Below are 23759 nucleotides of genomic sequence, written 5' to 3'. Positions count from 1 at the left end.
CGACGGCGCCGGCCATGGTGCTCAGCCGGGCGAGGCCGTCCCGGTCGTCGGCGGCGAGCCGGGCGGCGAAGTCCCGTACGCCTTCCGCGTGGGTGCGATGGGCCCCGGCGTCGCCGCCGCCCCGGCCGTCCTGCCGGACCGCCGGGCCGTCCTCCTCACCAGCGGCCCGATGGACCCGGACGGGAGAGCCCCCACCGACACCGCGGCCCGGCTGCGCGCCCGAGCCCGTGGTCGGCGCGCGGTCCGCCGCCGTGCCTTACCTCCCGGGTAATCGACCGCCGCCCTCCCGCGGGGCAGGATCGTGGCCGTCGAGAGCGCCCCACCGGACGGAAGGACACCATGATGTCTGCCTACGCGATCGCCCACCTGCGGGAGGCGGCACCGCACGAGGAGATCGCCGAGTACATGGAGCGGGTCACCGCGACCTTCGAGCCGTACGGCGGCCGCTTCCTGGTGCACGGCACACCGCACGAGGTGATGGAGGGCGCCTGGCCCGGTCATGTCGTGATGATCGGTTTCCCCTCGATCACCGAGGCGCGGGCCTGGTGGTCCTCCGCCGCCTACCGGGAGATCGCGCCCCTGCGCACCCGGCACATCGAGGGCGACGTCATTCTCGTCGCGGGCGTCCCCGCGGACTACGACGCGGGCCGTACGGCGGAGAGGATGCGCGAGGCGCTGCCCGCTCGCTGACGGACCTCGGGCACCCGTGCGTTCAGCTCCGCCGTTCCTCGGCCGCGGGCGGACTGAAACAGGCCGTGATCGTCTTCCCGTGCGGGCAGGGATGCGCCTCCCAGCTGTCGGCCAGGGCGTCGACCAGGAACATGCCCCGCCCTCCGACCTGGTCGGTGCTGGGCTCCCGGGGAGTGGGCAGCTCGCCCGAGTGGTCGTGGACCGCGATGTGCAGACAGCGGCTGTCCCACGCCATGACGAGCTGGGCGTTGCTGTGGGCGTGCCGATGGGCGTTCGTGACCAGCTCGGAGACCGTCAGCAGAACGGCGTCCGCGGTCTCCGGGGCCCCGGTGCTCCAGCCCAGCGAGTCGAGGTGTTCCCTCGCCCAGTCGCGGGCGGCCTTCACCGAACTGTCCATCGGCAGAGTGCGTGCCCACCCGACCGCCCGCAGCGCCGACTTGTCCATCGTGACCTCTTCCCTGGATACGCCCTGACGCAGGGGCGTGTACCCCGGTTCGACGGGGTGAGGCGTGCCCCGACCGTACGCCGGGTCGGGGCCGGTTCCCGCTCCGGGCGCGCAAGGGCGGGAGGAAGAGGCGGCAACCTTTTCGCGCCGGGCGGCGACCGGGTGACGTGAAGTCGACCCGCTCTTCCGAACGGACGGACATGAAGACCAAGAGGCACGCCGCGCGGCGCCGCCCGAGCACGCGCGCACGGTGGACGACGACGGCCGCGGCGCTGGTCGCCACGGGCGTCCTCGTCTGCCTGGTGGTGGCGCTGCGCCCCGACGGCGACGTCGATCCCGGACGCACCGTCGCGGTACCCGCCGCCGCCCCGTCGGGCACCGTGACGCGCCCGCCGTCCGCCCCGCCGTCCCCCTCCCCGTCCCGCCCGTCCTCCGCGTCGCCCACGGTGAGCCCCGGTGCGAGCCCGTCGAAGACCCCGGCGGTGACACCGGGGGCGCGCGCGTCGGCGTCGAGCCCCGCGCGGGCGGTCGCCGCCGAGCCGCCGCCGGCGGGCCGGATCCGCCCCGGCGTCACCTACCGCGGACTCGCCACCCACTACGACGCCGGGGACGGCGACGGCGCCTGCCTCCTCGGCCCGAGCGACGACCTCATGATCGCGGCGATGAACCACGCCGACTACGAGACGTCCAGGGCGTGCGGGGCCCACCTCCGCGTCCGCGCGGCGAACGGCGCCTCCGTCACGGTCAAGGTCACCAACGAGTGCCCCTTGCCCTGCGCACCCGGTCAACTCGACCTCAGCAAGCAGGCGTTCGCGAAGCTCGGCGCTCTCTCGGCGGGGCAGATCCCGATCACGTGGACCCTGGTGAGCCCGAGCACCCCCGACACCGTCGCGGTCCGGTATAAGACCGGTTCCACCCGGTACTGGTGCGGCGTCCAGGTCGTGGGCCACCGCAACCCGGTGGCCCGGCTGGAGGTCCGGGACGACGGCGCCTGGCACCCGCTGCCCCGCGCCGAGTTCAACTACTTCCTCTCCGAACGGGGCACCGGCTGCGGAGGCCCCCTGCGGATCACCGACATCTACGGCGAACAACTCCGGCTCGACGGCGTCGCGGTGCGCCCGGACGTCCTGCAGCCGACCGGGCTCCAGTTCCGGCGGCACTGAGTTCCGGCGGCACTGAGGTCCGTCGTGCGGTGGCCGTCAGGCCACCCGGTCACCGGCCGTGACCCGGTGGACCTCCAGGCCGGGCGCGGCCAGCAGTTCGGCGACGAGTTCGGGGGACCCGCCGACGTACGTGCTCATCAGGTCCACGTCGCCGCCCAGGCACCAGGCACGGTCGTCGGGCCACCACAGGTCGGGCAGTTCGGCGAACTCGTCCAGTTCCACCGGGCTGACGGCCTCGTCGAGGGTGCCGGACAGGAGCACCTCGTCCCGGCCGGGGGTCTCGAACGAGGGGTACCGGCCGAAGTCCCAGCGGCCGTAACCGTGCCACAGGCCGAACCAGCAGGTGCCGGGGGTCCGGGTGTGCCGGGCCAGGAGGGGGACCAGGGACAGGGCGAGGGCGGGCGGGGTCGGCCCTTCCACCGGATGCTCGTCCCAGACGCCGGGCAGGCCGTACCCGGAGGCGCCGCGGTGGTCGGGGTCCGCGCCGATCACCTCGTGCCAGGCGGTGTCCGGCCCCACGACACGCCCCAGGGCGGCGGCCACCGTCGTCCACCGCACCGGCCGCTCGTCCAGCGACGCCGGATGCAGCACCCGCGCGTAGGCCGCGAACCCGGGCGCGGCGACGCCCGCCACGGTTCCGAAGTCACCGTGTCCCGGCCACCGTTCGGTGAGCCACTCGGCCGGACGAAGATCGGTGGACCGCACGTCGAGGCGTCCGTACCGCTCGGGGGCCGGCTCCCTGTGCACCAAGAGGTGGTCGTCGCCGAAGGGGCCCGGAAGGGCGTCGTGGTTCATCCCGCCCATCATGCACGCCGCCGGGAGGCACGTCGTACGATCGACGCTACTCGCCAGTAGCGCATGTGCCGGTCGTGCGTTCCCGTCCCGTAGGAGGCCCCGTGGCCCGCATCCTCACCGTGAGCCGTGACATCGTCGTCGACGTCCCGCCCGCCGCGGTCTACGACGCGGTCAGCCGGCCGGCGGACATGGGGCGCTGGAGCCCGGAGAACCTCGGCACCTCGCCGCGGACGCCGGTCGGGCCGGCCGTGGCGGGGACGTCGTTCGAGGGCCTCAACAAGCGGGGGAGGTTCCGCTGGGTCACGCGCTGCACGGTGACGGCGGCCGAGCCCGGCCGCCGGTTCGCCTTCCGCGTCCACGCCATCGGCATCAGGCGGCCCCGTCTGCGCGGGCCGATCGCCACGTGGGAGTACCTCCTCGAGCCGGTGGGCGAGGGGACGCGAGTGACGGAGACCTGGACCGACGACCGCCGGGCGTGGCCGGACGCGGTCGCCCACGCCTTCGACAAGGCGGTGACCGGGGGCCGTACGTTCGCCGATTTCCAGGTGCGCAACATCGAGACCACCCTGCGCAACCTCAAGAGGGAACTCGAAGCGGCCTCCCGGGTGTGACGCGTCCGCGCGGGCCGTCCCCCGCCCGGCCGGGCCCGTCACCCGGTGGGGGACCGGGTGCCCAGGACGGCCAGGAGTTCCCGCCGTGCGGCGTCCTCGGTGCCGGGCCCGGCCGTGCAGATCATGATGCGCGGGTCGCCGCTCGCGACGCCGAGCACGTCGCAGTCCAGTGTGGGGGTGCCGACCCGGGTGGCCGATGGTCTCGGCAGCGCTCCCGAAGCCGCCGTGCCCCGGGCGCCGTTGACGCGCGTAGCGCGGTGCTCCACTCTGTGCACGGGCCGCCGTCGAGACGGGGGCGGCCGGTCGGTGCCGGAGTCGACGGTCGGGAGGCCGGATGTTCAGACGCGCGTCACGTCTGCTTGTCTCGTTTGTCATGATCATGGCGGGTGCGGTGATCGGGGTGGGAGCCACCTCGGGCACCGCGCACGCCGACGAGTGCTACACCTGGAGCCGCACCCTGTCCGAGGGATCCTCCGGAAGCGACGTCACCCAGCTCCAGATCCGCGTCGCGGGATGGGTGACCTCCGGCGAACGGCTCTCCTACGACGGCCAGTTCGGCGCGCGGACCACCGCCGCCGTCAAGAAGTTCCAGGCCGCGTACGGCCTGACCGCGGACGGTGTCGCGGGATCGCAGACCTTCAGCAAGCTCTACGCCCTCCAGGACGCGGACTGCACCCCCGTCCACTTCAGCTACGCCGAACTCAACAGGTGCAACTCCGACTGGTCCGGCGGCGCCGTCTCCGCGGCCACCGCGAAGGCGAACGCCCTCAAGACGATGTGGAAGCTCGAGGCCATGCGGCACGCCCTCGGCGACGTCCCGCTCACCGTCTCCAGCGGCTTCCGCTCCTACGCCTGCAACAACGCGGCCGGCGGCTCGTCCACCAGCCGCCACCTCTACGGCGACGCCGCCGACCTCACCGGATCGCCGACCCTGTGCCGGCTCGCCCAGCAGGCCAGGACCCACGGCTTCTCGGAGATCCTCGGCCCGGGCTACCCCGACCACAACGACCACACCCACGTCGCCCTCGACCCGTCCCCCTACTGGTCCGCACCCACCTGCGGCATCTGAGCCGGCGCATCCCCACGGCACGCCGGTCGCGCCCGGTCCGCGGTCGGGAGGCATGCGCGGCGGCCCCGGGTCCGCCCCGCACTCAGCCTTCCGACCGCCCCCACGGGCCGTCCGGCACCAGGGCGCCGAGCACGGCCGGCAGCCGTGGCGGCTCGACCCGGTCCGGCAGCGAGCGCAGCTTTGGCCACGCGACCCAGCGGTGCGTGTCCAGGGCCGCCCGCTCGCCGGGAAGAAGACCGCTCCCCACGACGGCCGGCCTCTCCTCGGCGTACCGCGCGAGGAAGAAGCGCTCCGTCCCGACGTACCGCCGGCCGTTCCACCACACGTCCCGGTCCACGGGCACCGAGCGGTCGACGACCGCGGCCGGGTCGAGCCCGGTCTCCTCCGCCAGTTCGCGTCGCGCCGCCTCCAGCGGGGTCTCGCCCGGCTCGATCCCGCCGCCGGGCGGCTCCCACAGCAGGCTTCCGTCGAACGGATCGCGCCAGCGCAGGAGAAGCACCCGACAGGCGGCGTCCAGGCAGATGACGCGGGCGGCGGGCCGGTGTGTCGTGTCCACGGCCCCGACGGTATACGGCGAGGGCTGACGAGCAGGGAGAAGCCGCCGTAGCGCCGCAACGCGGCCAGCGCCTCGTCGCCGGACAGCTCCTCCCCGATCATGTCCCTGGTCTGCGGCACGTGGACGGCGGTACCCATCGCGGACAGGCTCCCTGTGCTCGGCCGGAGCTGCCTCCGGGTCTCTGCCGGTCCGACTGCCCCGGACCGGCAGACCCTATCCCGGCACCGCCCGCCCGGACCCGCCGGTCACGGCTTCTCCCGGCCGTGCAGGGCGCTCACCTCCTCCGCGGTGAGGGCCCGGTCGAAGGCGTGGACCTCGTCGACCGCTCCGTTCCAGAAATCGGTGTCGGCGCCGTTCCACTGGGCGCGGCCGACGGCGAGGGGGCCGGAGCCGACGTAGGCGGGACCGGCGTCGGCCGTCGCCGCCGGTGTGCCGTCGACGTACAGCGTGATCGTGCCGCGCGCGCCGTCCCGTACCCCGACGAGGTGGTACCAGCGGCCGCGTTCGGGGGTGATCGCCAGCCGGGCGCGCTTCTCGCCGGGGGTGCTGAAGGCGAAGGCGCCCTGCCCGTACTGGAGGTAGAACGGGCTCGCCCGGCGCCGGCCGTCCTGGCTGACCGCGGTGGCGTAGTTGCCCGGCAGCGCGTCGAGGGTGACCCAGGCCGACACCGAGTAGCTGCCCGTGGTGTCCAGCACCGGGCCGTCGGTCTCGGCGTACTGTCCCTCGCCGCCGAACTTCAGTGCGCTGCCGCTGACACCGGGTGTCCAGGTGGTGCCCTCGGAGAGCTTCAGGCCCTTGTCGTTCGGGCCGTCGTCCTTCGCGGTGGTACCCGTGCCCTCGTCGAGGGACCAGCGTCCGCCGCCCTTCAGCTCCTTCCGGTCGCCCGCGGCGGCGCCGGCCGCGATCACCTCGCGGTTGACCTCCCGGACCCGGGCCGGGTCGACCTTGATCTCCCTGCGGTCGTAGGTGTAGAGGCCGTTGAGCTCGTTCTCGAGGTCGGTGATCTGCGTGTACACCGAGCCGGACAGTTCGGCCCCGGCCTGGTCGAGGTAGTACCGCTCGGTGTTCTCGACGTACGTGCGGGTCAGCGCCTCCTTGTCGGCGACACCGCTGTAGATCACCGTGGGGGTGCCCGGCCACAGGTGGCCCGGGACGCGCAGGGTGAAGCCGCCGTGCTCGCCGTCCATCGCGGCCCGCGTCCGGTCGGGGAAGGCCGGGTCGGTGTTGTTGTAGTCGTGGTGGTCGATGATGTCGCCCTTGCCGGAATCCCCCTTGGAATTGCAGCAGTTGACGCCGCTGTGGGCGTTGACGACCCGGGACGGGTCGGCGGCCTTCACGGCCTCGGCGAGACGGCCGCTCTCCTCGCGGTCCCACTCGCCCCAGCCCTCGTTGAAGACGATCCAGCCGATCACGGAGGGCGCGTCGTGGTGCTGGCGCATCATCTCCCTGCCCTGGTCGACGAACGCCTTCTGCCCCGCCCGGCTGGTGATGTTCCCGGAGACGAAGTCCTGCCAGACCAGCAGGCCCAGCCGGTCCGCGTGGTAGAACCAGCGCGCCGGCTCCACCTTGATGTGCTTGCGCACCGCGTTGAAGCCGAGCCGCTTGTGCGCCTCCAGGTCGAAGGCGAGGGCCTCGTCGCTGGGCGCGGTGTACAGCCCGTCGGGCCAGAAGCCCTGGTCGAGCGTGGCGAGGGAGAAGACGGGCTTTCCGTTGAGCACGAGCTTGCGGTAGCCGCCGACGTCCGCGACGCCGATCTCGCGCATGCCGAAGTAGCTGCCCACCCGGTCGGTCGACCTGCCGTCGGTCAGGGTGACGTCGAGATCGTAGAGGTAGGGGTCGTCCGGGCTCCACAGGTGCTGCTTCGCCACGGGCAGACGCAGTTCCCTGTTGGCCGGCCCACTGACCCGGCCGACGACCCTGCCGCGCTCGTCACGGGCGACGGCCGCCACGCGCGCCCTCGTGGAGGCGCCCTCGGACTCGACGGTCACCGCGAGGCTGCCGGTGTCGATGTCGGGGGTCGTGACCACGTCGTCGATGGAGGTGCCGGCGACCGGCTCCATCCACACCGTCTGCCAGATGCCCGACGACTGGGTGTAGAAGATGCCGCCCGGGGCGGTGGACTGCTTGCCCGTCGGCTGGTCGGCGCCACCGGTGTCGGTGACCGCGACCACGATCTCCTGCGGCCCGGTGTCCGTGAGGGCGTCGGTGACGTCGGCGCCGAACGCGGTGTAGCCGCCGGTGTGTTCGGCGACCTTCCTGCCGTTGACCCAGACGCGTGCCTGGTGGTCGACGGCGCCGAAGTTGAGCTTCAGCCGGTTGCCCTTGCCGACCTTCCAGTTCTTCGGCACGTCGACCAGCCTGCGGTAGAACATGTGGTCCTCGTGCCGCTCCAGCCCGGAGAGCTGCGACTCCACCGGGAACGGCACGACGATCCGCTCGTCGAGGGCCTTGCCGAACACCGGCTGCTCGCCCGCCTCGGCACCGCTGAACTGCCAGGGGCCGTTGAGGTTCTTCCACTTGGCGCGCACCTGCTGCGGACGGGGATACTCCGGCAGCGGGTTCTTCTCGTCGAGGGCGTCGCCCCAGGCGGTGGTGAGCCGGTGCGCGGAGGCGTTCCGCGCCGAGCGGACGATCCGGGGGACGGTCTCGGTGCCGGACGTCAGGCCGCCCCGGCCGTCGTAGGTCACGCGGACCTGCTGGCCCTTCTGGACCGGTTCCGCGAGCGTGACGTCCAGGGTGGTGCGGTCACCGGGGGAGACGGCGAGCGAGGCGACGGGCATCGCGGTGGTGTCGGCCTCGACCTTCAGGTGGTCCCTGGCGTCCCGGAGGCCGCCGACCTCGTTCTCGAAGCGGGCCCGCAGGTGTCGCCCGTCCTCGGCGACGGAGAGGTCGACCGGGTAGACCTCGAATCCCGCCGGAGGGGTGAACGCCGACTCGGGGACGAGCTGCTTGGACATCGTCGGGGTCGACCAGCGCAGGAACATGTTCGACCCGCCGAGGTCCTGGAACATCTCCAGGCGGAAGTCGTGCGGCTCACCGGCGGTCAGGCCGACCGGCGCGCTCGTCTGTTCCCGGTCCCAGTCGGGTTCCCAGTGGTCGATGACCGGCCGGCCGTCGACGAACAGCCGGAAGCCGTTGTCACCGATGCCGTGGAAGGTGTAGTCGCCGGTCGCCGGCGCCGTGATGCGGCCGGTCCAGCGGGCAGTGGTGTGCTCGGTCCTCCCGGTCAGCTCCTCGAAGGTGCCGGTCAGGCCGGAGAAGTTGATCTGCGGTTCGAGCAGGGTGCCGCCGAGGGTGGCGAAGTCGCGGGCTCCCGGTGCCGACATGCTGAAGTACTCGCCCTTCAGCCCGTGCACCTCGACGGCGGCCCCGCCGGGGGAGGCCGCCGGTGTACCGGCGACCGGTTCCGCGGCCGAGGCGGTGGGTAACAGGCCGCCGACGGGCAGCACCAGGAGGACTGCCGCGATCAGCAGCGCCCACAGTCCGGTGGCCGGCCGGCCGTGTCGTGTGGTCATCGAAACCTTTCTCGCGCAGGGGGCATCGAGCGGGCATCGAGGGGGAGTCGAGCGCCGTCGACTCGGGAACGGTGTCCTCACGGCCGGTCCACCCGCGAACGGCCTTGTTCAGCAACGGACTTGATCGCGAGCAGGGGAGGGGATCAGCGGCTCTTCGGACATGGCGGACCGTGCGCGCAAGCGGAATGACAACACGCATGTTCGAGGGTTGTCCAGACCTTTCGCACGGCGCGACCGCAGGCGCGACCGCGGGCGCGCCCGGCCGGCGACACGGCGGAGCCGGGGCCGACACGTGCTGTCGGCCCCGGCTCGGGAGGGCTCTCGGGAGACCTGTCAGGAGGCGCCTACTCGACCTTGGCCCAGTCGAGGGTGCGTTCCACCGCCTTCTTCCAGCCGGCGTAACCCTCGGCCCGTCGCTCGTCGGACCACTGGGGCTGCCAGCGCTTGGACTCCTGCCAGTGGGTGCGCAGTTCGTCGGTGTCGCGCCAGAAGCCGGTCGCCAGGCCGGCCGCGTAGGCGGCGCCGAGCGCGGTCGTCTCGGCGACGACCGGGCGACTGACCGGCACCCCGAGGACGTCGGCCTGGATCTGCATGCACAGGTCGTTGGCCGTCACGCCGCCGTCGACCTTGAGGACGTCGAGGTGGACCCCGGAGTCCTGCTCCATGGCCTCGACGACGTCACGGCTCTGGTAGCAGATCGACTCCAGGGTCGCCCGGGCCAGATGGCCGTTGTCGTTGTAGCGGGCCAGGCCCACGATCGCGCCGCGGGCGTCGGAACGCCAGTACGGTGCGAACAGGCCGGAGAACGCCGGGACGAAGTACATGCCGCCGTTGTCCTCGACGGTACGGGCCAGCGTCTCGCTCTCGTCGGCACTGCTGATGATCTTCATCTGGTCGCGCAGCCACTGCACCGCGGACCCCGTGACCGCGATGGAGCCCTCCAGCGCGTAGACCGCCGGTTCGTCGCCGAACCGGTACGCCACCGTGGTGAGCAGCCCGTGCTGTGAACGCACCAGCTCGGTGCCGGTGTTGAGGACCAGGAAGTTGCCGGTGCCGTAGGTGTTCTTGGCTTCGCCGGGGGCGTAGCAGACCTGTCCCACCGTGGCCGCCTGCTGGTCGCCGAGCACCCCGGTGATGGGGATGGCGGCGCGCAACGGCCGGGAGGTGCGCGTGACGCCGTACGCCTCGCGGTGGGAGGAGGGGTTGATGACGGGCAGCATGGACCGGGGGATCCCGAAGAAGCCCAGCAGTTCGTCGTCCCAGTCCAGCGTCTCCAGGTCCATCAGCATGGTCCGGCTGGCGTTGGTCACGTCGGTGGCGTGGATTCCGCCGTCCGGGCCGCCCGTCAGGTTCCACAGGACCCAGCTGTCGGTGTTGCCGAAGACGGCGTGGCCCTGTTCCGCCGCCTCGCGGACCCCGTCGACGTTCTCCAGGATCCACTGGATCTTGCCGCCGGAGAAGTACGTCGCCGGGGGCAGGCCCGCCTTGCGGCGGATGACGTCGCCCTTGCCCGAGCGTTCCAGGGCCGCGGCGATGGAGTCGGTGCGGGTGTCCTGCCAGACGATGGCGTTGTAATAGGGGCGCCCGCTGCGCGGATCCCACACCACCGTGGTCTCCCGCTGGTTGGTGATGCCGATCGCGGCCAGGTCCTCCGGGGACAGGTTCCCGTGCCGCAGGGCGTTCTGTATCACCGAGTTGGTGCGTTCCCAGATCTCGACGGGGTCGTGCTCGACCCATCCCGACCGCGGGAGGATCTGGGCGTGCTCCAGCTGGTGCTTCGCCACCTCGTTCCCGTCGTGGTCGAAGATCATGAATCGGGTGCTGGTGGTGCCTTGGTCCACCGCGCCCACGAAGTCAGCCATGGGGTACCGCCTTTGCTGCCGGGGTCAGCGCTCGGATTCGTCGGGGGCGGGGACGCGGCCGGGAGGCTCCGGCTCCGCCGTCGGCAGGAACCGGCCGACGAACGCCTTGTACAGGCCGGCGCCGAGCAGACCGCCGATCAGGGGACCGAGGATCGGCACCCAGAAGTAGAGGTTCCCGTACTGATCCCGCCACGCTCCGCCGTAGCCGGTGAAGAAGCTGGCCAGCCGGGGTCCGAAGTCACGCGCCGGGTTGATCGCGTATCCCGCGTTGGTTCCCCACGCCATGCCGATGCCCACGACGATCAGGCCCACGATGAACGGGGCCAGGTTCGCGCCGGGCGGGTTGTTGAGCAGGTCCGTGACGGCCAGGATCAGCAGCAGCAGGATGGCGGTGCCGATGACCTGGTCGCGGAAGGCGCCCCATTCGTGGACCGGCAGGTTCGGGTTGCCGTTGGCGGGGAGCGTGGAGAAGACGCCCTGTGTCTTGATGGTGTGACCGGGGTCGGCCTTCGCCAGCGCCTCGGTGTAGTTCCACCGGACGATCAGGGCCGCCACGAAGGCGCCCGCGGTCTGCGCCAGCGCGTAGGGCGCGACCTTGCTCCACGGGAACCCCTTGAAGGCCGCCAGGGCGACGGTCACCGCGGGATTGAGGTGGGCGCCGCTCATCCGTCCCGCGACGTACACGCCGAGGGTGACGCCGAGGCCCCACGCCCAGGCGATGCTGTCGTGGTTGCCGAGGCCGCCCGGCGGTGTCGTCAGGGCCCCGCCGGCGACCACCTGGGCCACCACTCCGCATCCGAAGAGGATGAGAACCATCGTGCCGGCGAACTCGGCCGACAACTCGCCGATCAGTCCCGACCTTTTGAATCGCTCAGCCATGGAAGCTCGCTTCCCGCCGGTCGAAGGACCGGCTCTCGATTACCGAGCCCTTCCGACGTCAGGATAAGTCGACAAGAACGAAATCGCTCGAACAGTCCTATAAGGCGACAAACTAGTCGGTATGCGGTCGTGGTCATGGGTGGCCGCGGACGGCCGCCGGGTGATCCCGGCGGTCCGGGCCGTCCGGGCGCCACGGCTCTGCCGCCTGGTGGACTCCACTCTTCCGGATAGGGTGTTTTCGTACGAGACGTTGCCTGGGGGTCAGGACGTGCGGTGGACGCTCACCAGACGGCGGGACCGGTACCGGAACAGCCCTCCACGGCTGTCGGGTACGCGGGTGTGCTGCGCGAACTGCTGCCGATCGCGCTCTGGCGGGAGGACGCCGACGGACGCGTCGTGGAGTGGTCGCTGGCCGCCCAGGACCTGCTCGGCCACCGGCCCGAGGACGTACTCGGACGGCCCGCCTCGGCCCTGCTCGTCCCCGAGGGCAACGGCGAACTCGCCGACCAGCTGACCCGCCGGGTGCACGCCGGGGAGACCGTCGTCGGCACCCTGTGGGTGCGCCACCGCGACGGCCACCAGGTGACGATGGAGATGTGGATCGTCCCGGCCGCCGACGCGCTCGGACGGCCCGGCGCCCTGCTCATCGCCGTGGAGACCTCCCAGGTCCTGCGCATGCGGGACTCACTGGCCGCCCTGGAGAGCCTCTTCCGCCAGTCGCCCATCGGCCTGGCCACCCTCGGCACCGACCTGCGCTTCCTGCGGGTCAACGACGCGCTCGCCCGGATGAACGGCCTCTCCGCCGCCGAGCACCTGGGCAAACGCCTGTCCGAGGTGGTGCCCGACGTCAACGCCGCCGCCCTGGAATCGACGATGCGGCAGGTCCTGGACCGGGGCACCGCCGTCGTCGACGTCCGCCGCACCGGACGCACCGCCTCCGACCCCGACCACGACCGGACCTGGTCCTGCTCCTACGCCCCCCTCGTCGACGGCGCCGGCCGGACCCTCGGCCTGATCGCCTCCCTCATCGACATCACGGAGAGCCAGCGCGCCGAGGCCGACGCCGAGCGTGCCAGACGCCGTTTCGCCCTGCTGGCGGAGGCGGGCACCCGCATCGGCACCACCCTGGACCTGCGGCAGACCGCCGAGGAGATCGTGCAGATGCTGGTGCCCCAGCTCGCCGACTCCGCCGACGTGCAGCTCCTCGAAGAGGTCCTGCGGCCCGACGAGTCCGCCGCCTCCACCCACGGCGTGGTCCGGCGCATGGCCGCCCACTTCCCCGACCCCTCCGCCCCCACGGCGAAGCTCCTGCCGGGCATGACGTCCCGGATCCCGCACGGCTCGCTGTACGAGAGGGTCATCACCGAGGGGCGTGCCACGAACCTCTACCGCTCCGACGTCCCGGCCCTCGTCACCGACCCCCGCTCCGACCACCTGCGCGCGTACCTGATGAGCCTCGGCTCCGCGCGGATGGTCCCCCTGGTCGCCCGCGGCAAGGTGCTCGGCGCGGTCGTCGTGACCCGGCTCCGCACCCGCGAACCCTTCGACGAGCAGGACTGCGTGCTCATCGACGAACTGGCCGCGCGCGCCGCCCTGAACATCGACAACGCCCTGATGTACACCCGGCAGCGCGCGGCGGCCCTCACCCTGCGGCGCAGCCTGACCAACAGCGCGCTGCCCGTCGTCCCCGGCCTCGAACTCACCGGCCGGTACCTGCCGGCCAGCGAACACGACGTCGGCGGCGACTGGTTCGACGTCATCGCGCTCCCCGACGGCAGGACCGGACTGGTCATCGGCGACGTCATGGGCCACGGCATCCACGCGGCGGCGGTCATGGGCCAGCTCCGCACGGCGGTGCGCACCCTCGCCCGCCACGACATCCCTCCGGCCCGCATGCTCCGCTCACTGGACGCCGTCGTGGCCGACATGGGCGAGGACGAGATGGCGACCTGCGTCTACGCCGTCCACGATCCCGCGTCCGGCGGGTGCCTGGTCGCCCGGGCCGGCCACCCGCCGCCGGCCGTCACCGCACCGGACGGATCGGTCACCTTCCTCGACGGCCCGCCGGGCACCCCGCTGGGAACCGGAGGGTACGAGTTCCGCACGGAGGAGGTCCCGCTGCCGCCGGGTGGCCTGCTGGTCCTGTACACCGACGGTCTCGTCGAGGCCCGCGGCCGGGACTTCGACCAGGGCCTGGACCGGCTCGCCCGCGCCCTGCGGGCGCCCGCACGCTCACTGGCGGAACTCTGCGACGACGTCCTCGCACGGATGCTGCCGCACCCCGCGCAGGACGACGTCGCCGTCCTCATGGCCCGCCCGCAGTGACCGGCAGGGCCCCGCGGTCCGCCGCCCGCGCGTTCAGCCCTGGTACTCCGTGAGGTCGATGGCGTGCACGGCCAGCGGGACGTCGTGGACCGGATGGGTCGTCACCCGCTCCGGCACCATCCCGAGCTTGCGGATGACGTTCTCCGAGGCCTCGTCCCCCACCCGGCAGATGCCGACCACCCGGTCCAGGCCCCGGTCCTGGAGCGCGAACTCCAGCGTGGCCTGCGCGGCCTCGGACGCGTACCCCTGGCCCCAGAACGGTGTACCGAGCCGCCAGCCGATCGCCACCTCGGAGGCCACCTCCGGCAGGGACCCGGGCACGTACAGCCCCGTGAAGCCGGCCAGCTCGCCCGAGGCCAGCAACTCGACCGCGAAGAGGCCGAAGCCCTCCTCGTCCCACTCCTCCTCCCACCGCTCGATGGCCTCCGCCGTGCCGTCCAGGTCGAGCACCGAGCCGTCGCCGACCCACCGCATCACCTGCGGGTCCGCGTTGATCTCGGCCATGGGGACCAGGTCGTCGTCGTGCCAGCGGCGGAGGAGGAGGCGGGGGGTGCGGATCTCGGTCATGGGGCCATCCTGCCGAAGCCGAGGCCCGTACCGGTAATCAGGGGGCGCGGGCGGTCTCAGCCGGCCGCCTTCCCGACGAGCGCGACGATCCGCGCCTCCGTGTCCGCGGTCAGTGCCGTCAGGGCGTAGGAGGTGGGCCACAGGGTGCCGTCGTCGAGGTGGGCCTGGTCGCTGAAGCCGAGCGTGGCGTACCTGGTCTTGAACTTCTGCGCGCTCTGGAAGAAGCAGACGACCTTGCCGTCACGGGCGTACGCGGGCATGCCGTACCACAGCTTCGGCGTGAGGTGCGGCGCGGTGGCCCGGACGATCTCGTGGAGCCGCTCGGCGAGGACCCGGTCGGCGTCCTCCATCCCGGCGATCTTCGCGCGGACGTCGCTCTCCCCGTCCGCCTTGGCCGAGCGCGGGCCGCGGCGCACGGCCGTCTTCAGCTCCCGGGCGTGGTCCTTCATCGCCTCGCGCTCCTCGGCGGAGAACCCCTCGAAGCCCTGCGCGGGCGTGCCGGACTTCGGAGCGGGCTTGTGCGTGCTGGTCATGGTGGTGCCTTTCCGGGTGGGTGCGATCTGTGAAGTGCGGTCTGTCGTGAACTCTTCGGGCCCAGGGTCTTTCGTTCGGATCAGGCCGGACCCCGCGAGCCCGGCCTGATCCGAACGAGAGGCCCTAGCCCAGCCACCTGCCGTCGCGCATCAGCTCACGTCCCGTCAGTTCGTCCGCCTCGCGCCAGGCCTGGACGCGGCGCGGGGTGACACGGAACCAGCGGTACGGCGTGCCGGCCGGGTCCGGGACGCGCGGGTCGAAGCCGGTGCGGGCGGCGAACCGGTCACCCCGCTCCCGCGGCAGGGCGTCGATGTCCAGCACCTCGACGTCACCGTCGATCACCGACACGTCCCGGGTGGGGCCCAGCCCCAGGCGAACGGTCCCGGCGGCGGCCAGGTTCCGGCCGGTCGGACCGCCGGCCGTGGTGGCGAGCAGCAGTGTCTCGCCGTCCCACTCGAAGGACAGCGGCACCAGGTACGGCACGCCGTCCGCCGAGGCCGTGGCCACCCAGACGTCGACGTCGTGGGTGAGCCGGCGCCCGGTGTCACGGCGACGCCGGGCGCGGGAGCGCGGACCGGCATCCGTGCCGGCACCCGTGCCGACATCCGTGCCGTCCCGGTCCCGGCCGAGGACGCCGCCGTCCGGGCCGGTGGGGTGCGCGCCGGTCCTCGAAGTGCGGGTGGTCGAGCCGGTCATGGTCACTCCCGGGGTCGCGGGCCCTGATCCGCCCGGCCTGACCTGCCGGGCTCGATCGCCGTGGTCACACCCTCTCCCCGCCGGGGTGGTCCCCGCCTCCGTGCCGGCCACGGAGAGCACCACGGATAATGACCCCGTGTCCACCTCAGTGATCTCGGCCCGGGAGGGCGAAGTGCTCGCGCTGCTCGGGGAGCACCTCAGCAACGCGGAGATCTCCGCCCGCCTGTTCATCTCCGTCCGGACGGTCGAGTCACACGTCTCCGCGCTGCTGCGCAAGCTGGGGGTGCCCGACCGGCGGGCGCTCGCCGGGCGTGCCGCCGAACTCGCCCGTGCCGGCCGGCCGCGGCCGGCCCCCGCCCTCCCCGTGCCGCTGACGGCGTTCGTGGGCCGGATCCGGGAGCGGGCCGAGCTGGCCGAGGCGGTGAAGTCCTGCCGGCAGGTGACCGCGGTCGGTCCGGGCGGCGTGGGCAAGACCCGGCTCGCGCTCGCGGTGGCGGCGGAGACGGCCGGTGACTTCGCCGACGGGGTGTGGTTCGTCGACCTGGCCCCGGTCGTCGACGCGGGCCGGGTCGGGGCGGCGGTCGCGGCGGCCGTCGGGATCGGCGAGCAGCCCGGCCGGGGCATCGACGAGGCGGTCCTTGCGGCACTGGCGGACCGTCAGGCGCTGCTGGTGCTCGACAACTGCGAGCAGGTACGCGACGGGGTGGCGCCGTTCCTGGAACGTCTGCTGGTCGCCTGCCCCCGGTTACGGGTGCTGGCGACGAGCCGGGCCCGGATGACGGTGCCGTTCGAACGGGTCTTCCCGGTCCCGCCGCTGTCCTGGGCCGACGGGGACGAGTCGGATGCCGTGACCCTGTTCATGGAACGGGCGTCGGCGGTCGGCCGGCCCCCGGACCCCGCCGTGCGCGAGCGGATCGCGGGCCTGTGCGAACGGCTCGACGGCATGGCGCTCGCCATCGAACTGGCCGCGGCGCGTTGGCCCACGCTCGGACTGGACGGACTCACGGCCGGCCTCTCCGACCAGCTGCGGATCCTCGCGGGCGGGCCCCGCGCGGACGACCGGCACCGGTCGGTGCGGGCGGCGCTGGACTGGAGCCACGACCTGCTGGAGCCGCGGGACCGTGCACTGCTGCGCCGTGTCTCGGTGTTCGCGACGGCGTTCACCGCCGACGCGGCCGCCGCGGTGGCGGCCTTCGCCCCGCTGGACCCGGCCGCGGTGGCCGACGGACTCGGCAGGCTCGCGGACCAGAGCCTGCTCACCGCGACGCCCGCCGCGACCGGCACCCGGTACCAGGCGCTGGAGACCGTCCGCCAGTACGGCACGGAGCGGCTCGCCGACGCCGGCGAGCTGACCGAGGTCCGCGCCCGTCACCTGGCCCGGTGCCTGGCCGGCGCGGCCGCTCTCACCGCGGCGGAGGGCGAGGGCGCCGGCCGGCGCGCCCGGTTCGACGCCCTGGCCGAGGACGTCAGAGCCGCCCTCGCCTGGGCCGCCGACCGGCCGGAGCAGCGTGCGGACGCCCACCGTCTCGCCCTGGCCATGGGCGGGCTGACCTTCGCCCACCACCTGCTCGGCGAGGCCCAGCAGTGCTACGAACTGGCGGCCGCGCTCGCCGATGACGCGGCCTGTGCCGAGGCACTGCGGGAGGCCGCCGCGGTGGCCGGCTGCCGCAGGCTCGGCGACGACATGCTCCGCCTGCACCGCGGCGCCGCGGAGGCCGCCCGGCGGGCCGGTGACCGCCCGGGTGCCGGCCGCGACCTGGCGACGGCCGCCACCGTCGCGTACCGCTTCTCGAGCGAGTTCACCCGGGTCCCCACCGCCGCCGAGGCGAGGGCCATGCTGGGGACGGCACGGGAACTGTCCTGCGAAGCCGAGAGCGAAGCCGAGAGCGAAGCCGAGGACAACGCCGACCCGGTGACCGGGGCGGCGCTGGCGCTGGCCGAGGCGGCGGTGCTCGCGGATGCCTTCGGCGCGGTCCAGGGGGACACCGACAACACCGCGCACGAGACCGTCGGGCGCGCCGAGCGGGCCGTGGAACTCGCCCGGCGGGCGGGTGATCCGGTGGCCGAGTCCGCCGCGCTCGACGCCCTGTCCGGCGCCCTGACCTGGGCCGGTGACTCCTTCGGCGCCGCGGCTGCCGCCCGGCGCCGGATCGCCGTCCTGGAGCCGGTGCCGCCCACCCCCGCCGCCACCCACGAGCGGATGGACGCCCTCGCCATGGCCGCCGGAACCGCCCTCGGCGTGGGGGACCTGCCGCAGGCCCGCCGGTGGGGCGGGCGACTCGCCGCCCACCCGCTGTTCGCCGAGGTGGGCCACCACGCCACGTCCTGGCTCCTGATCGCGGACGCGTTCGCGGGCCGCGCCGACGACGTGCTCACCGGCAGTGCGGGGTTCCTCGACGCGTGGCGGCGCAGCGGCCGGCAACGGTCGTTCTCGCTCGGCCCGGCCGCCGCGTCGGTCGCCATGGTCCACGGCCTGCGGGGCGACCACGACGCCCGGGCGGCCTGGCTCGGGATCGTCGACCGGGCGGGCACCGGGTCGGAGCACCGCCACGGCTACGGCGCGGTCTTCGACGCGATGGTCCTGCTCCACCACGGCGAGCCGGACCGGGCCCTGGAGCGCGTCGCACCGGAGCCGGACCAGGTGTGGAAGTGGGTCTCCTGGATCTGGCTGCACTGGTACGTCGCCCTGCGGGCGGAGGCCTCGGTGCTCGCCGGCCACCCGGACGCCCGTGACCGGGTCGCCGCCGCCCGCGGCACGGTCGCCGGCAACCCGGTCGCCACCGCCCAACTGGACCGGGCCCAGGCGCTGCTGGACGGCGACCCGGCACGTCAGCTCGCCGCCGCGGCGGCCTTCGAGGCGGCGGGCTGCCCCTACCAGTCGGCACGGACGCTGCTGCTGGCCGGCCCCGGCCACCGGGAGAACGGCAGGCGCGCCCTCGCCGGCCTCGGCCTCACGGACGGCTGAGGCCCCGCACGTCAGGCCCCGCCGTCCTGGTGTCAGGCCCCGCCGTCCTGGTGTCAGGCCCCGCCGTCCTGGTCGGCGAGGGTCACGACAGACCCGGGCGCGGCCGGTCCCGGGTCTCGTCCAGCAGGCGGCGTACGGCGGGCAGAGCCCGGTCGCGGTCCTCCGGCACCAGGCCGACGCGGGTGCGGCGGTCGAGGAGGTCGGCCTCGTCGAGGGCGCCTTCGTGACGCAGTGCCCACACCAGTTCCGCGCCGGTGACGGGATGGCCCGCGAGGACGGGCTCGGCGAGGTGCGGGTGGGCGGCGGCGAGGGCCTGGACGGCCGGGGCCTCCGTGCCGTAGCGCCGGACGAGGCGCCGGGGTGCGGCGAGGGCGCGCAGCGTCCGCGGGGGCGCCGCGCCGACGAGGGGGAGGCGGGCCGTGCGGCAGGGGGCGGCGGTGAGGCGGCCCGAGGCGACGGCGGCGTCGACGGCGTCCTGGGCCATCCTCCGGTAGGTGGTGAGCTTGCCGCCGACCACCGTGACGACGCCGTCGCCCCCGTCGACGACCGCGTGCCGCCGGGAGATGTCCGCGGTGCGGCCGGTGTCCACCGAGTCCAGCAGCGGGCGCAGCCCGGCGAAGGCGCCGACCACGTCGCGACGGTGCACGGGGGTGTCGAGCACGCAGCCGAGGACGTCGAGGAGGAAGCCGATGTCCGACTCCGGGGCGGCCGGCACGTCGGGCAGGTCGCCGTCGACGGGTTCGTCCGTGAGCCCGACGTAGACGCGGCCGTCGCCCTGGGGGAGGACCAGGACGAAGCGGTTCGTCTCGCCCGGCACCGGGACGTGCAGTCCTGCCGGGAGGGCGCCGAGGCGCTCGGAGCGCAGGACGAGGTGGGTGCCCCGGGACGGCCGTATCCGGATGCCCTCGACCAGCCGGCCGGCCCAGACGCCGGAGGCGTTGACGACCGTGCGGGCCCGGATCTCGCCCTCCTCGCCGGTCAGTTCGTCGCGGACCACGGCTCCGCGGCCGGTGAGCCGCAGTGCCCGTACCCGGGTGAGGACGCGGGCGCCGTGGGCGGCGGCCGTCCGGGCGAGGGCGGTGACCAGGCGGGCGTCGTCGGTGACCTTGCCGTCCCAGGACAGCAGACCGCCGCGGAGTCCTTCGGGGCGTACGGCCGGGGCGAGGTGACGGGCCTCCGTCGCCGAGAGGCGGCGGGGCGCCGGCAGCGTGGCCCGTGCGGTGCGGGCGGCGAGCCGCAGGGCGTCCCCGGCGCGGAAGCCCGCCCAGGCCAGGGCCGCCTGGCCGCGCGTGACCAGCGGGGTGAGCGGCAGGACGAAGGGTTCGGCGTGCACCAGGTGCGGCGCGGTGCGCTCCATGAGCAGGCCGCGCTCCACCGCGCTCTCGTGGGCGACGTCGAACTGCGCGGAGGCGAGGTAGCGCAGGCCGCCGTGGATGAGCTTCGAACTCCAGCGGGAGGTGCCGAAGGCGAGGTCGTGGGCGTCGACGGCGGCGACCGTCAGGCCCCGGGCGGCCGCGTCGAGGGCGGCTCCGGCACCCGTCGCGCCCAGGCCGACGACCAGGACGTCCACCGTCGGCCCGCCCACGGCCTCGGCGAGCTCCCGCGCGCGGCGGGCGGCCGACAGCGAGGAGGCGCCGCGGGGCGGGGCGGTGCTGCTGGTGCGGCTCATGGCGTGAGGGTCCTCTCCAGGAGGGTCCGCAACTCCCCGAGGAAGGCCGCGGAGTCGAGGTCCGGGTCGCCCTCGTCGGTCATGGTCCGCAGGGACAGCGTGAACGACTGGACGACGAGCAGCAGGGAGCGGGCCTGCCGCCCCGGATGGCCGGGCCGCACCGAGCCGTCCGCGTGGCCCTCGCGCACTCCGGCGGCGAGCAGTTCCAGCAGGGCCTCCTGGCTCGCCCCGCGCCGGTCGAGGACGTAGGGGAGGAGGAGTTCGGGGTCCACGTCGACGATCTTGCGGAACAGCGGATGGGCGCGGAAGGCGGTCACCCCCGCCACCAGGCCGTCGACGAGGAGGGTGCGGGCGTCGGTGCCCGGGCGCCGCTCGGGCATGGCGCCGGTGGCGACCCCGACCCATTCGCGGGTCATGAGGTCGCCGACCAGCGAGCGGACGTCGGGCCAGCGCCGGTAGAGGGTCATGCGGGAGACCCCCGCCCGGCGGGCCACGTCGGTGAGCGTCGTACGGCGGACTCCGACGGCCAGGACGCAGTCGCGCACCGCGTCGAGCACCGCGTCCCCGTCCGACTGGTTGTGACGAATAGGCGTCATGTGTCACAGTGTAACGCCTCACGGGGACCGCGACGAGACGGCCTCCCGCACCGCCGACCTGGAGGACGACACCGATGGACATGCTGTGGAGCGGCTGGGGCGATCCCGCCGCGGCGACGGTGCTGCCCGACACGGTGCTCGGGCTGCTGCACGACCTGCTCGGCGTCGAGCCGCGCGCCACCGCCCCGGTGCCGCTCGACCGGATCCCGGTCCCCGCCGCACCCCTCGACGCCGAGGCGCACGACGCCCTGCTGGCCGCCGTCGGGGGACACCCCGAGCACGTCCGCACCGACGCCGAGGCCCGCATCCGGCACACCCGCGGCAAGTCCACCCCCGACCTGCTGCGCATCCGCGCCGGCGAGGTCGACGACCTCCCCGCGGCCGTGGTCCTCCCCGCCGGACACGACGAGGTCCTCGCCGTCCTGCGGGCCTGCGCCGCCCACGGGCTGGCGGCCGTGCCCTTCGGCGGCGGCACCTCGGTCGTCGGCGGGCTCGCCCCCGTCCGGCGCGGCGCCTTCGTCTCCCTCGACCTGCGCCGCATGAACGGCCTCCTGGCCGTCGACCCCGTCTCGCGGACCGCCACCCTCCAGGCCGGCCTGCGCGCCCCGCACGCCGAGGCGCTGCTCGCCGGACACGGCTTCACCCTCGGCCACTTCCCCCAGTCCTACGAGTGGGCCACCATCGGCGGGTTCGCCGCCACCCGCTCCAGCGGACAGGCCTCCGCCGGCCACGGCCGCTTCGACGACATGGTCCTCGGCCTCACCCTCGCCACCCCCGAGGGCACCGTCGAGACCGGCCGCGCCCCGCGCTCCGCCGCGGGCCCCGACCTGCGCCAGCTCCTGCTCGGCTCGGAGGGCGCGTTCGGCGTGATCACCTCGGTCACCGTCCGCGTCCGTCCCGTCCCGCGCTCCCGCGTCTACGACGGCTGGCGCTTCCCGGACTTCCGGCAGGGCACCGACGCCCTGCGCCGGCTGGCCCAGGACGGGCCCCGGCCGACGGTGCTGCGCCTGTCCGACGAGACGGAGACCCTCGTCGGCCTGGCCCAGCCCGACGCCATCGGCTCCGGCGCCCCGGACGGGAACGCCGGCTGCCTGGCCGTCGTCGGCTTCGAGGGCACCGACGAGGACACCGCCCATCGCCGCGCCGCGGCGGCCGCGGTGCTGCGCGAGGCCGGCGGACAGCCGCTGGGGGAGGAGCCCGGCCGCCGCTGGGCGCACGGCCGCTACTCCGCCCCCTACCTCAGGGACGCGCTGCTCGACGCGGGCGCCTTCGCCGAGACGCTGGAGACCGCCGCGTTCTGGTCCCGCCTGCCGGAGCTGTACGCCGGCGTCCGCGAGGCCCTGACCGAGACCCTCACCGCGGCGGGCACCCCGCCCCTGGTCATGTGCCACGTCTCGCACGTCTACGAGAACGGCGCCTCCCTCTACTTCACCGTCGTCGGCGCCCAGGGCGAGAACCCCCTCGCCCACTGGACCCGCGCCAAGCACGCGGCCAACGACGCGATCCTCGCCGCCGGCGGCACCATCACCCACCACCACGGGGTGGGCACCGACCACCGCGACTGGTACGTGCGCGAGGCCGGCGACCTGGCCGTCGACGCCCTGCGAGCCGTCAAACGACGCCTCGACCCGGCCGGAGTCCTCAACCCGGGCGTCCTGCTTCCCGCAGACTGAACCGACCCGGCACCCGCTCCACCGCCGGCCGATCCACCCGTCCGTCCATCCGCCCACGCGTCCATCCGCCGACCGCCCGGAGGCCCACCCGATGCGACAGTTCACGGCCGTCGTCAACCCCACCGCAGGCGCCGCCACGGGCGCGGCGGCCCTCCTCGGGGTGGCCCGGCTGCTGCGGGACGCGGGCGCCGACCTGGAGACCGCCCACAGCCGGAGCCTGCGACACGCCCAGGAACTCGCCCGGACCGCCGGGGAACGCGGGCGGATCGTGCTGGCCGTCGGCGGCGACGGCATCACCGGCGCCATCGGCGGAGCCCTCAGCGGCACCGACGCCGTCCTGGGCCTGATACCGGCGGGGCGCGGCAACGACTTCGCCCGGGCCCTGAGGCTGCCCACCGGGGCGGACGCCCTGGCCCGTGTCCTGCTGCAGGCCGAACCGTGCCCCGTCGACACCATCGAGGTGCGCTCCGCGGTCCACGACCGCACCGTCGTCCTCGGCAGCGTCTACGCCGGGGTCGACGCGCTCGCCAACCGCCACGCCAACCACGCCGGACTGCTCAGGGGCGCCGCCGCCTACTACGCCGGAGGCCTGCGCGCGGTGGCCGGCTGGCGCCCCGCCCGGTACCGCGTCACCGTCGACGGCGTCGAGCACGCCCACCACGGCTACACCGTCGTCGCGGCCAACTCCGGCTTCTACGGCTCGGGCCGCGTCATCGCCCCCGACGCCAGGATCGACGACGGCCTGCTGGACGTCGTGCTGATCCGGCACGCCCCCCGGCGCCTGTTCTTCGCCCTGATGAACGAACTGAAGACCGGCACCCACGTCCGCCGCCCCGAGGTGCACGTCCTGCGCGGCACCCGGGTCCGCGTCGAAGCCGACCGCGGCGTCCCCTACGGCGCCGACGGCGAGGTCGAGGCCGAACTCCCGGTCACCGCCACGGTCCTCCCCGGCGCGCTGCGGGTACTGCACTGAGCCCTGCCCCGCTCCGGGGTGGCTCCGTCACCGGTGCCGGTCGGCCGCCCGCCCGGCCGTCCCGAGTGGCTGGGCCGCCGCGCCGCCCGGATGATCGGTGAGGGGCCACGGGCCCCACCTCACGGGACGGGCGCCGCGGGCACCGCCGGGGGCCGGTTCGGCGCACCGGGTTCGGC

Annotated in this window: 20 protein-coding genes; 8 read left to right on the top strand and 12 right to left on the bottom strand. The window is 74.1% G+C overall.

Annotated features, from left to right (window positions below; genetic code table 11):
- Positions 1 to 342 precede the first annotated feature (342 nt).
- Positions 343 to 690, top strand: coding sequence for a DUF1330 domain-containing protein (locus tag ACH4N1_RS22110; RefSeq protein WP_398099357.1), 348 nt, complete (start codon positions 343 to 345; stop codon positions 688 to 690).
- A gap of 22 nt (positions 691 to 712) precedes the next feature.
- Here the strand turns inward: ACH4N1_RS22110 and ACH4N1_RS22105 are convergent, their stop codons facing one another.
- Positions 713 to 1135 (bottom strand): ATP-binding protein, encoded by a 423-nt coding sequence (locus tag ACH4N1_RS22105; RefSeq protein WP_398099355.1) that lies wholly within the window; start codon positions 1133 to 1135, stop codon positions 713 to 715.
- A gap of 200 nt (positions 1136 to 1335) precedes the next feature.
- Between ACH4N1_RS22105 and ACH4N1_RS22100 the strand changes: the two genes are divergently transcribed.
- Positions 1336 to 2298 (top strand): expansin EXLX1 family cellulose-binding protein, encoded by a 963-nt coding sequence (locus tag ACH4N1_RS22100; protein ID WP_398099354.1) that lies wholly within the window; start codon positions 1336 to 1338, stop codon positions 2296 to 2298.
- Between the two features lie 36 nt (positions 2299 to 2334).
- Here ACH4N1_RS22100 and ACH4N1_RS22095 read toward each other — a convergent pair whose 3' ends face one another.
- On the bottom strand, positions 2335 to 3093 hold the full coding sequence (locus ACH4N1_RS22095) for a hypothetical protein (RefSeq protein ID WP_398099352.1): 759 nt from the start codon (positions 3091 to 3093) through the stop codon (positions 2335 to 2337).
- 101 nt (positions 3094 to 3194) lie between these two features.
- Between ACH4N1_RS22095 and ACH4N1_RS22090 the strand changes: the two genes are divergently transcribed.
- Positions 3195 to 3704, top strand: a complete 510-nt coding sequence (locus tag ACH4N1_RS22090) for an SRPBCC family protein (protein WP_398099351.1) — start codon at positions 3195 to 3197, stop codon at positions 3702 to 3704.
- A gap of 38 nt (positions 3705 to 3742) precedes the next feature.
- Here the strand turns inward: ACH4N1_RS22090 and ACH4N1_RS22085 are convergent, their stop codons facing one another.
- Positions 3743 to 3970: a hypothetical protein gene (locus ACH4N1_RS22085; RefSeq protein WP_398099349.1), complete on the bottom strand. Its 228-nt coding sequence runs from the start codon at positions 3968 to 3970 to the stop codon at positions 3743 to 3745.
- A 68-nt stretch (positions 3971 to 4038) separates the two neighbouring features.
- Between ACH4N1_RS22085 and ACH4N1_RS22080 the strand changes: the two genes are divergently transcribed.
- Positions 4039 to 4773, top strand: a complete 735-nt coding sequence (locus ACH4N1_RS22080; RefSeq protein ID WP_398099348.1) for a D-Ala-D-Ala carboxypeptidase family metallohydrolase — start codon at positions 4039 to 4041, stop codon at positions 4771 to 4773.
- A gap of 82 nt (positions 4774 to 4855) precedes the next feature.
- On the opposite strand, the gene ACH4N1_RS22075 is transcribed toward ACH4N1_RS22080, so the two are convergent.
- From ACH4N1_RS22075 to ACH4N1_RS22060, 4 genes are all read right to left on the bottom strand, one after another.
- Complete coding sequence (locus tag ACH4N1_RS22075) at positions 4856 to 5329, bottom strand: NUDIX hydrolase (RefSeq protein WP_398099346.1); 474 nt, start codon at positions 5327 to 5329, stop codon at positions 4856 to 4858.
- 245 nt (positions 5330 to 5574) lie between these two features.
- Entirely contained in the window at positions 5575 to 8844 is a 3270-nt protein-coding gene (locus ACH4N1_RS22070) for a LamG-like jellyroll fold domain-containing protein (RefSeq protein WP_398099344.1), read from the bottom strand.
- Positions 8845 to 9188: 344 nt separating this feature from the next.
- The gene (gene glpK / locus ACH4N1_RS22065; protein ID WP_366058663.1) at positions 9189 to 10706 is read right to left on the bottom strand and encodes a glycerol kinase GlpK; all 1518 of its coding nucleotides are present in this window, start codon (positions 10704 to 10706) and stop codon (positions 9189 to 9191) included.
- 24 nt (positions 10707 to 10730) lie between these two features.
- Positions 10731 to 11585: an MIP/aquaporin family protein gene (locus ACH4N1_RS22060; RefSeq protein ID WP_398099343.1), complete on the bottom strand. Its 855-nt coding sequence runs from the start codon at positions 11583 to 11585 to the stop codon at positions 10731 to 10733.
- A gap of 339 nt (positions 11586 to 11924) precedes the next feature.
- On the opposite strand from ACH4N1_RS22060, the gene ACH4N1_RS22055 reads away from it, so the two are divergent.
- Positions 11925 to 13910, top strand: a complete 1986-nt coding sequence (locus ACH4N1_RS22055) for a SpoIIE family protein phosphatase (protein ID WP_398099567.1) — start codon at positions 11925 to 11927, stop codon at positions 13908 to 13910.
- 33 nt (positions 13911 to 13943) lie between these two features.
- Here the strand turns inward: ACH4N1_RS22055 and ACH4N1_RS22050 are convergent, their stop codons facing one another.
- The 3 genes from ACH4N1_RS22050 to ACH4N1_RS22040 all read right to left on the bottom strand — a co-directional run bounded on the left by ACH4N1_RS22050 (position 13944) and on the right by ACH4N1_RS22040 (position 15707).
- Positions 13944 to 14477 carry a GNAT family N-acetyltransferase gene (locus tag ACH4N1_RS22050; protein ID WP_398099341.1) on the bottom strand — a complete coding sequence of 178 codons (534 nt, stop codon included), beginning with the start codon at positions 14475 to 14477 and terminating at the stop codon, positions 13944 to 13946.
- A 56-nt stretch (positions 14478 to 14533) separates the two neighbouring features.
- A complete protein-coding gene (locus tag ACH4N1_RS22045) occupies positions 14534 to 15010 on the bottom strand; it encodes an iron chaperone (RefSeq protein WP_398099339.1) in 477 nt (158 codons plus the stop codon).
- 124 nt (positions 15011 to 15134) lie between these two features.
- Complete coding sequence (locus tag ACH4N1_RS22040; RefSeq protein ID WP_398099337.1) at positions 15135 to 15707, bottom strand: pyridoxamine 5'-phosphate oxidase family protein; 573 nt, start codon at positions 15705 to 15707, stop codon at positions 15135 to 15137.
- A gap of 136 nt (positions 15708 to 15843) precedes the next feature.
- Between ACH4N1_RS22040 and ACH4N1_RS22035 the strand changes: the two genes are divergently transcribed.
- Positions 15844 to 18672 (top strand): ATP-binding protein, encoded by a 2829-nt coding sequence (locus tag ACH4N1_RS22035; RefSeq protein WP_398099335.1) that lies wholly within the window; start codon positions 15844 to 15846, stop codon positions 18670 to 18672.
- Positions 18673 to 18754: 82 nt separating this feature from the next.
- On the opposite strand, the gene ACH4N1_RS22030 is transcribed toward ACH4N1_RS22035, so the two are convergent.
- Together ACH4N1_RS22030 and ACH4N1_RS22025 are read right to left on the bottom strand one after the other, a co-directional pair.
- Positions 18755 to 20341 carry a glycerol-3-phosphate dehydrogenase/oxidase gene (locus tag ACH4N1_RS22030; RefSeq protein WP_398099334.1) on the bottom strand — a complete coding sequence of 529 codons (1587 nt, stop codon included), beginning with the start codon at positions 20339 to 20341 and terminating at the stop codon, positions 18755 to 18757.
- Positions 20338 to 20937: a TetR/AcrR family transcriptional regulator gene (locus ACH4N1_RS22025; protein WP_398099332.1), complete on the bottom strand. Its 600-nt coding sequence runs from the start codon at positions 20935 to 20937 to the stop codon at positions 20338 to 20340. The genes ACH4N1_RS22030 and ACH4N1_RS22025 overlap by 4 nt, the downstream gene beginning before the upstream one ends.
- Positions 20938 to 21011: 74 nt before the next feature.
- On the opposite strand from ACH4N1_RS22025, the gene ACH4N1_RS22020 reads away from it, so the two are divergent.
- Together ACH4N1_RS22020 and ACH4N1_RS22015 are read left to right on the top strand one after the other, a co-directional pair.
- A complete protein-coding gene (locus ACH4N1_RS22020; protein WP_398099331.1) occupies positions 21012 to 22610 on the top strand; it encodes an FAD-binding oxidoreductase in 1599 nt (532 codons plus the stop codon).
- A 91-nt stretch (positions 22611 to 22701) separates the two neighbouring features.
- A complete protein-coding gene (locus ACH4N1_RS22015) occupies positions 22702 to 23583 on the top strand; it encodes a YegS/Rv2252/BmrU family lipid kinase (RefSeq protein WP_398099330.1) in 882 nt (293 codons plus the stop codon).
- The last annotated feature ends 176 nt before the right edge of the window (positions 23584 to 23759 follow it).

This window comes from Streptomyces sp. NPDC017202 (assembly GCF_044331705.1).
GTDB lineage: Bacteria > Actinomycetota > Actinomycetes > Streptomycetales > Streptomycetaceae > Streptomyces.
This window is presented reverse-complemented; position numbering and strand designations above follow the sequence as displayed.

Excerpts from the sequence above, each read along its gene's own strand:
- ACH4N1_RS22110 (WP_398099357.1), top strand. The coding sequence starts at position 343 with ATGTCTGCCTACGCGATCGCCCACCTGCGGGAGGCGGCACCGCACGAG.
- ACH4N1_RS22105 (WP_398099355.1), bottom strand. The coding sequence starts at position 1,135 with ATGGACAAGTCGGCGCTGCGGGCGGTCGGGTGGGCACGCACTCTGCCG.
- ACH4N1_RS22100 (WP_398099354.1), top strand. The coding sequence starts at position 1,336 with ATGAAGACCAAGAGGCACGCCGCGCGGCGCCGCCCGAGCACGCGCGCA.
- ACH4N1_RS22095 (WP_398099352.1), bottom strand. The coding sequence starts at position 3,093 with ATGAACCACGACGCCCTTCCGGGCCCCTTCGGCGACGACCACCTCTTG.
- ACH4N1_RS22080 (WP_398099348.1), top strand. The coding sequence starts at position 4,039 with ATGTTCAGACGCGCGTCACGTCTGCTTGTCTCGTTTGTCATGATCATG.
- ACH4N1_RS22070 (WP_398099344.1), bottom strand. The coding sequence starts at position 8,844 with ATGACCACACGACACGGCCGGCCGGCCACCGGACTGTGGGCGCTGCTG.
- glpK (WP_366058663.1), bottom strand. The coding sequence starts at position 10,706 with ATGGCTGACTTCGTGGGCGCGGTGGACCAAGGCACCACCAGCACCCGA.
- ACH4N1_RS22060 (WP_398099343.1), bottom strand. The coding sequence starts at position 11,585 with ATGGCTGAGCGATTCAAAAGGTCGGGACTGATCGGCGAGTTGTCGGCC.
- ACH4N1_RS22050 (WP_398099341.1), bottom strand. The coding sequence starts at position 14,477 with ATGACCGAGATCCGCACCCCCCGCCTCCTCCTCCGCCGCTGGCACGAC.
- ACH4N1_RS22045 (WP_398099339.1), bottom strand. The coding sequence starts at position 15,010 with ATGACCAGCACGCACAAGCCCGCTCCGAAGTCCGGCACGCCCGCGCAG.
- ACH4N1_RS22040 (WP_398099337.1), bottom strand. The coding sequence starts at position 15,707 with ATGACCGGCTCGACCACCCGCACTTCGAGGACCGGCGCGCACCCCACC.
- ACH4N1_RS22030 (WP_398099334.1), bottom strand. The coding sequence starts at position 20,341 with ATGAGCCGCACCAGCAGCACCGCCCCGCCCCGCGGCGCCTCCTCGCTG.
- ACH4N1_RS22025 (WP_398099332.1), bottom strand. The coding sequence starts at position 20,937 with ATGACGCCTATTCGTCACAACCAGTCGGACGGGGACGCGGTGCTCGAC.
- ACH4N1_RS22020 (WP_398099331.1), top strand. The coding sequence starts at position 21,012 with ATGGACATGCTGTGGAGCGGCTGGGGCGATCCCGCCGCGGCGACGGTG.
- ACH4N1_RS22015 (WP_398099330.1), top strand. The coding sequence starts at position 22,702 with ATGCGACAGTTCACGGCCGTCGTCAACCCCACCGCAGGCGCCGCCACG.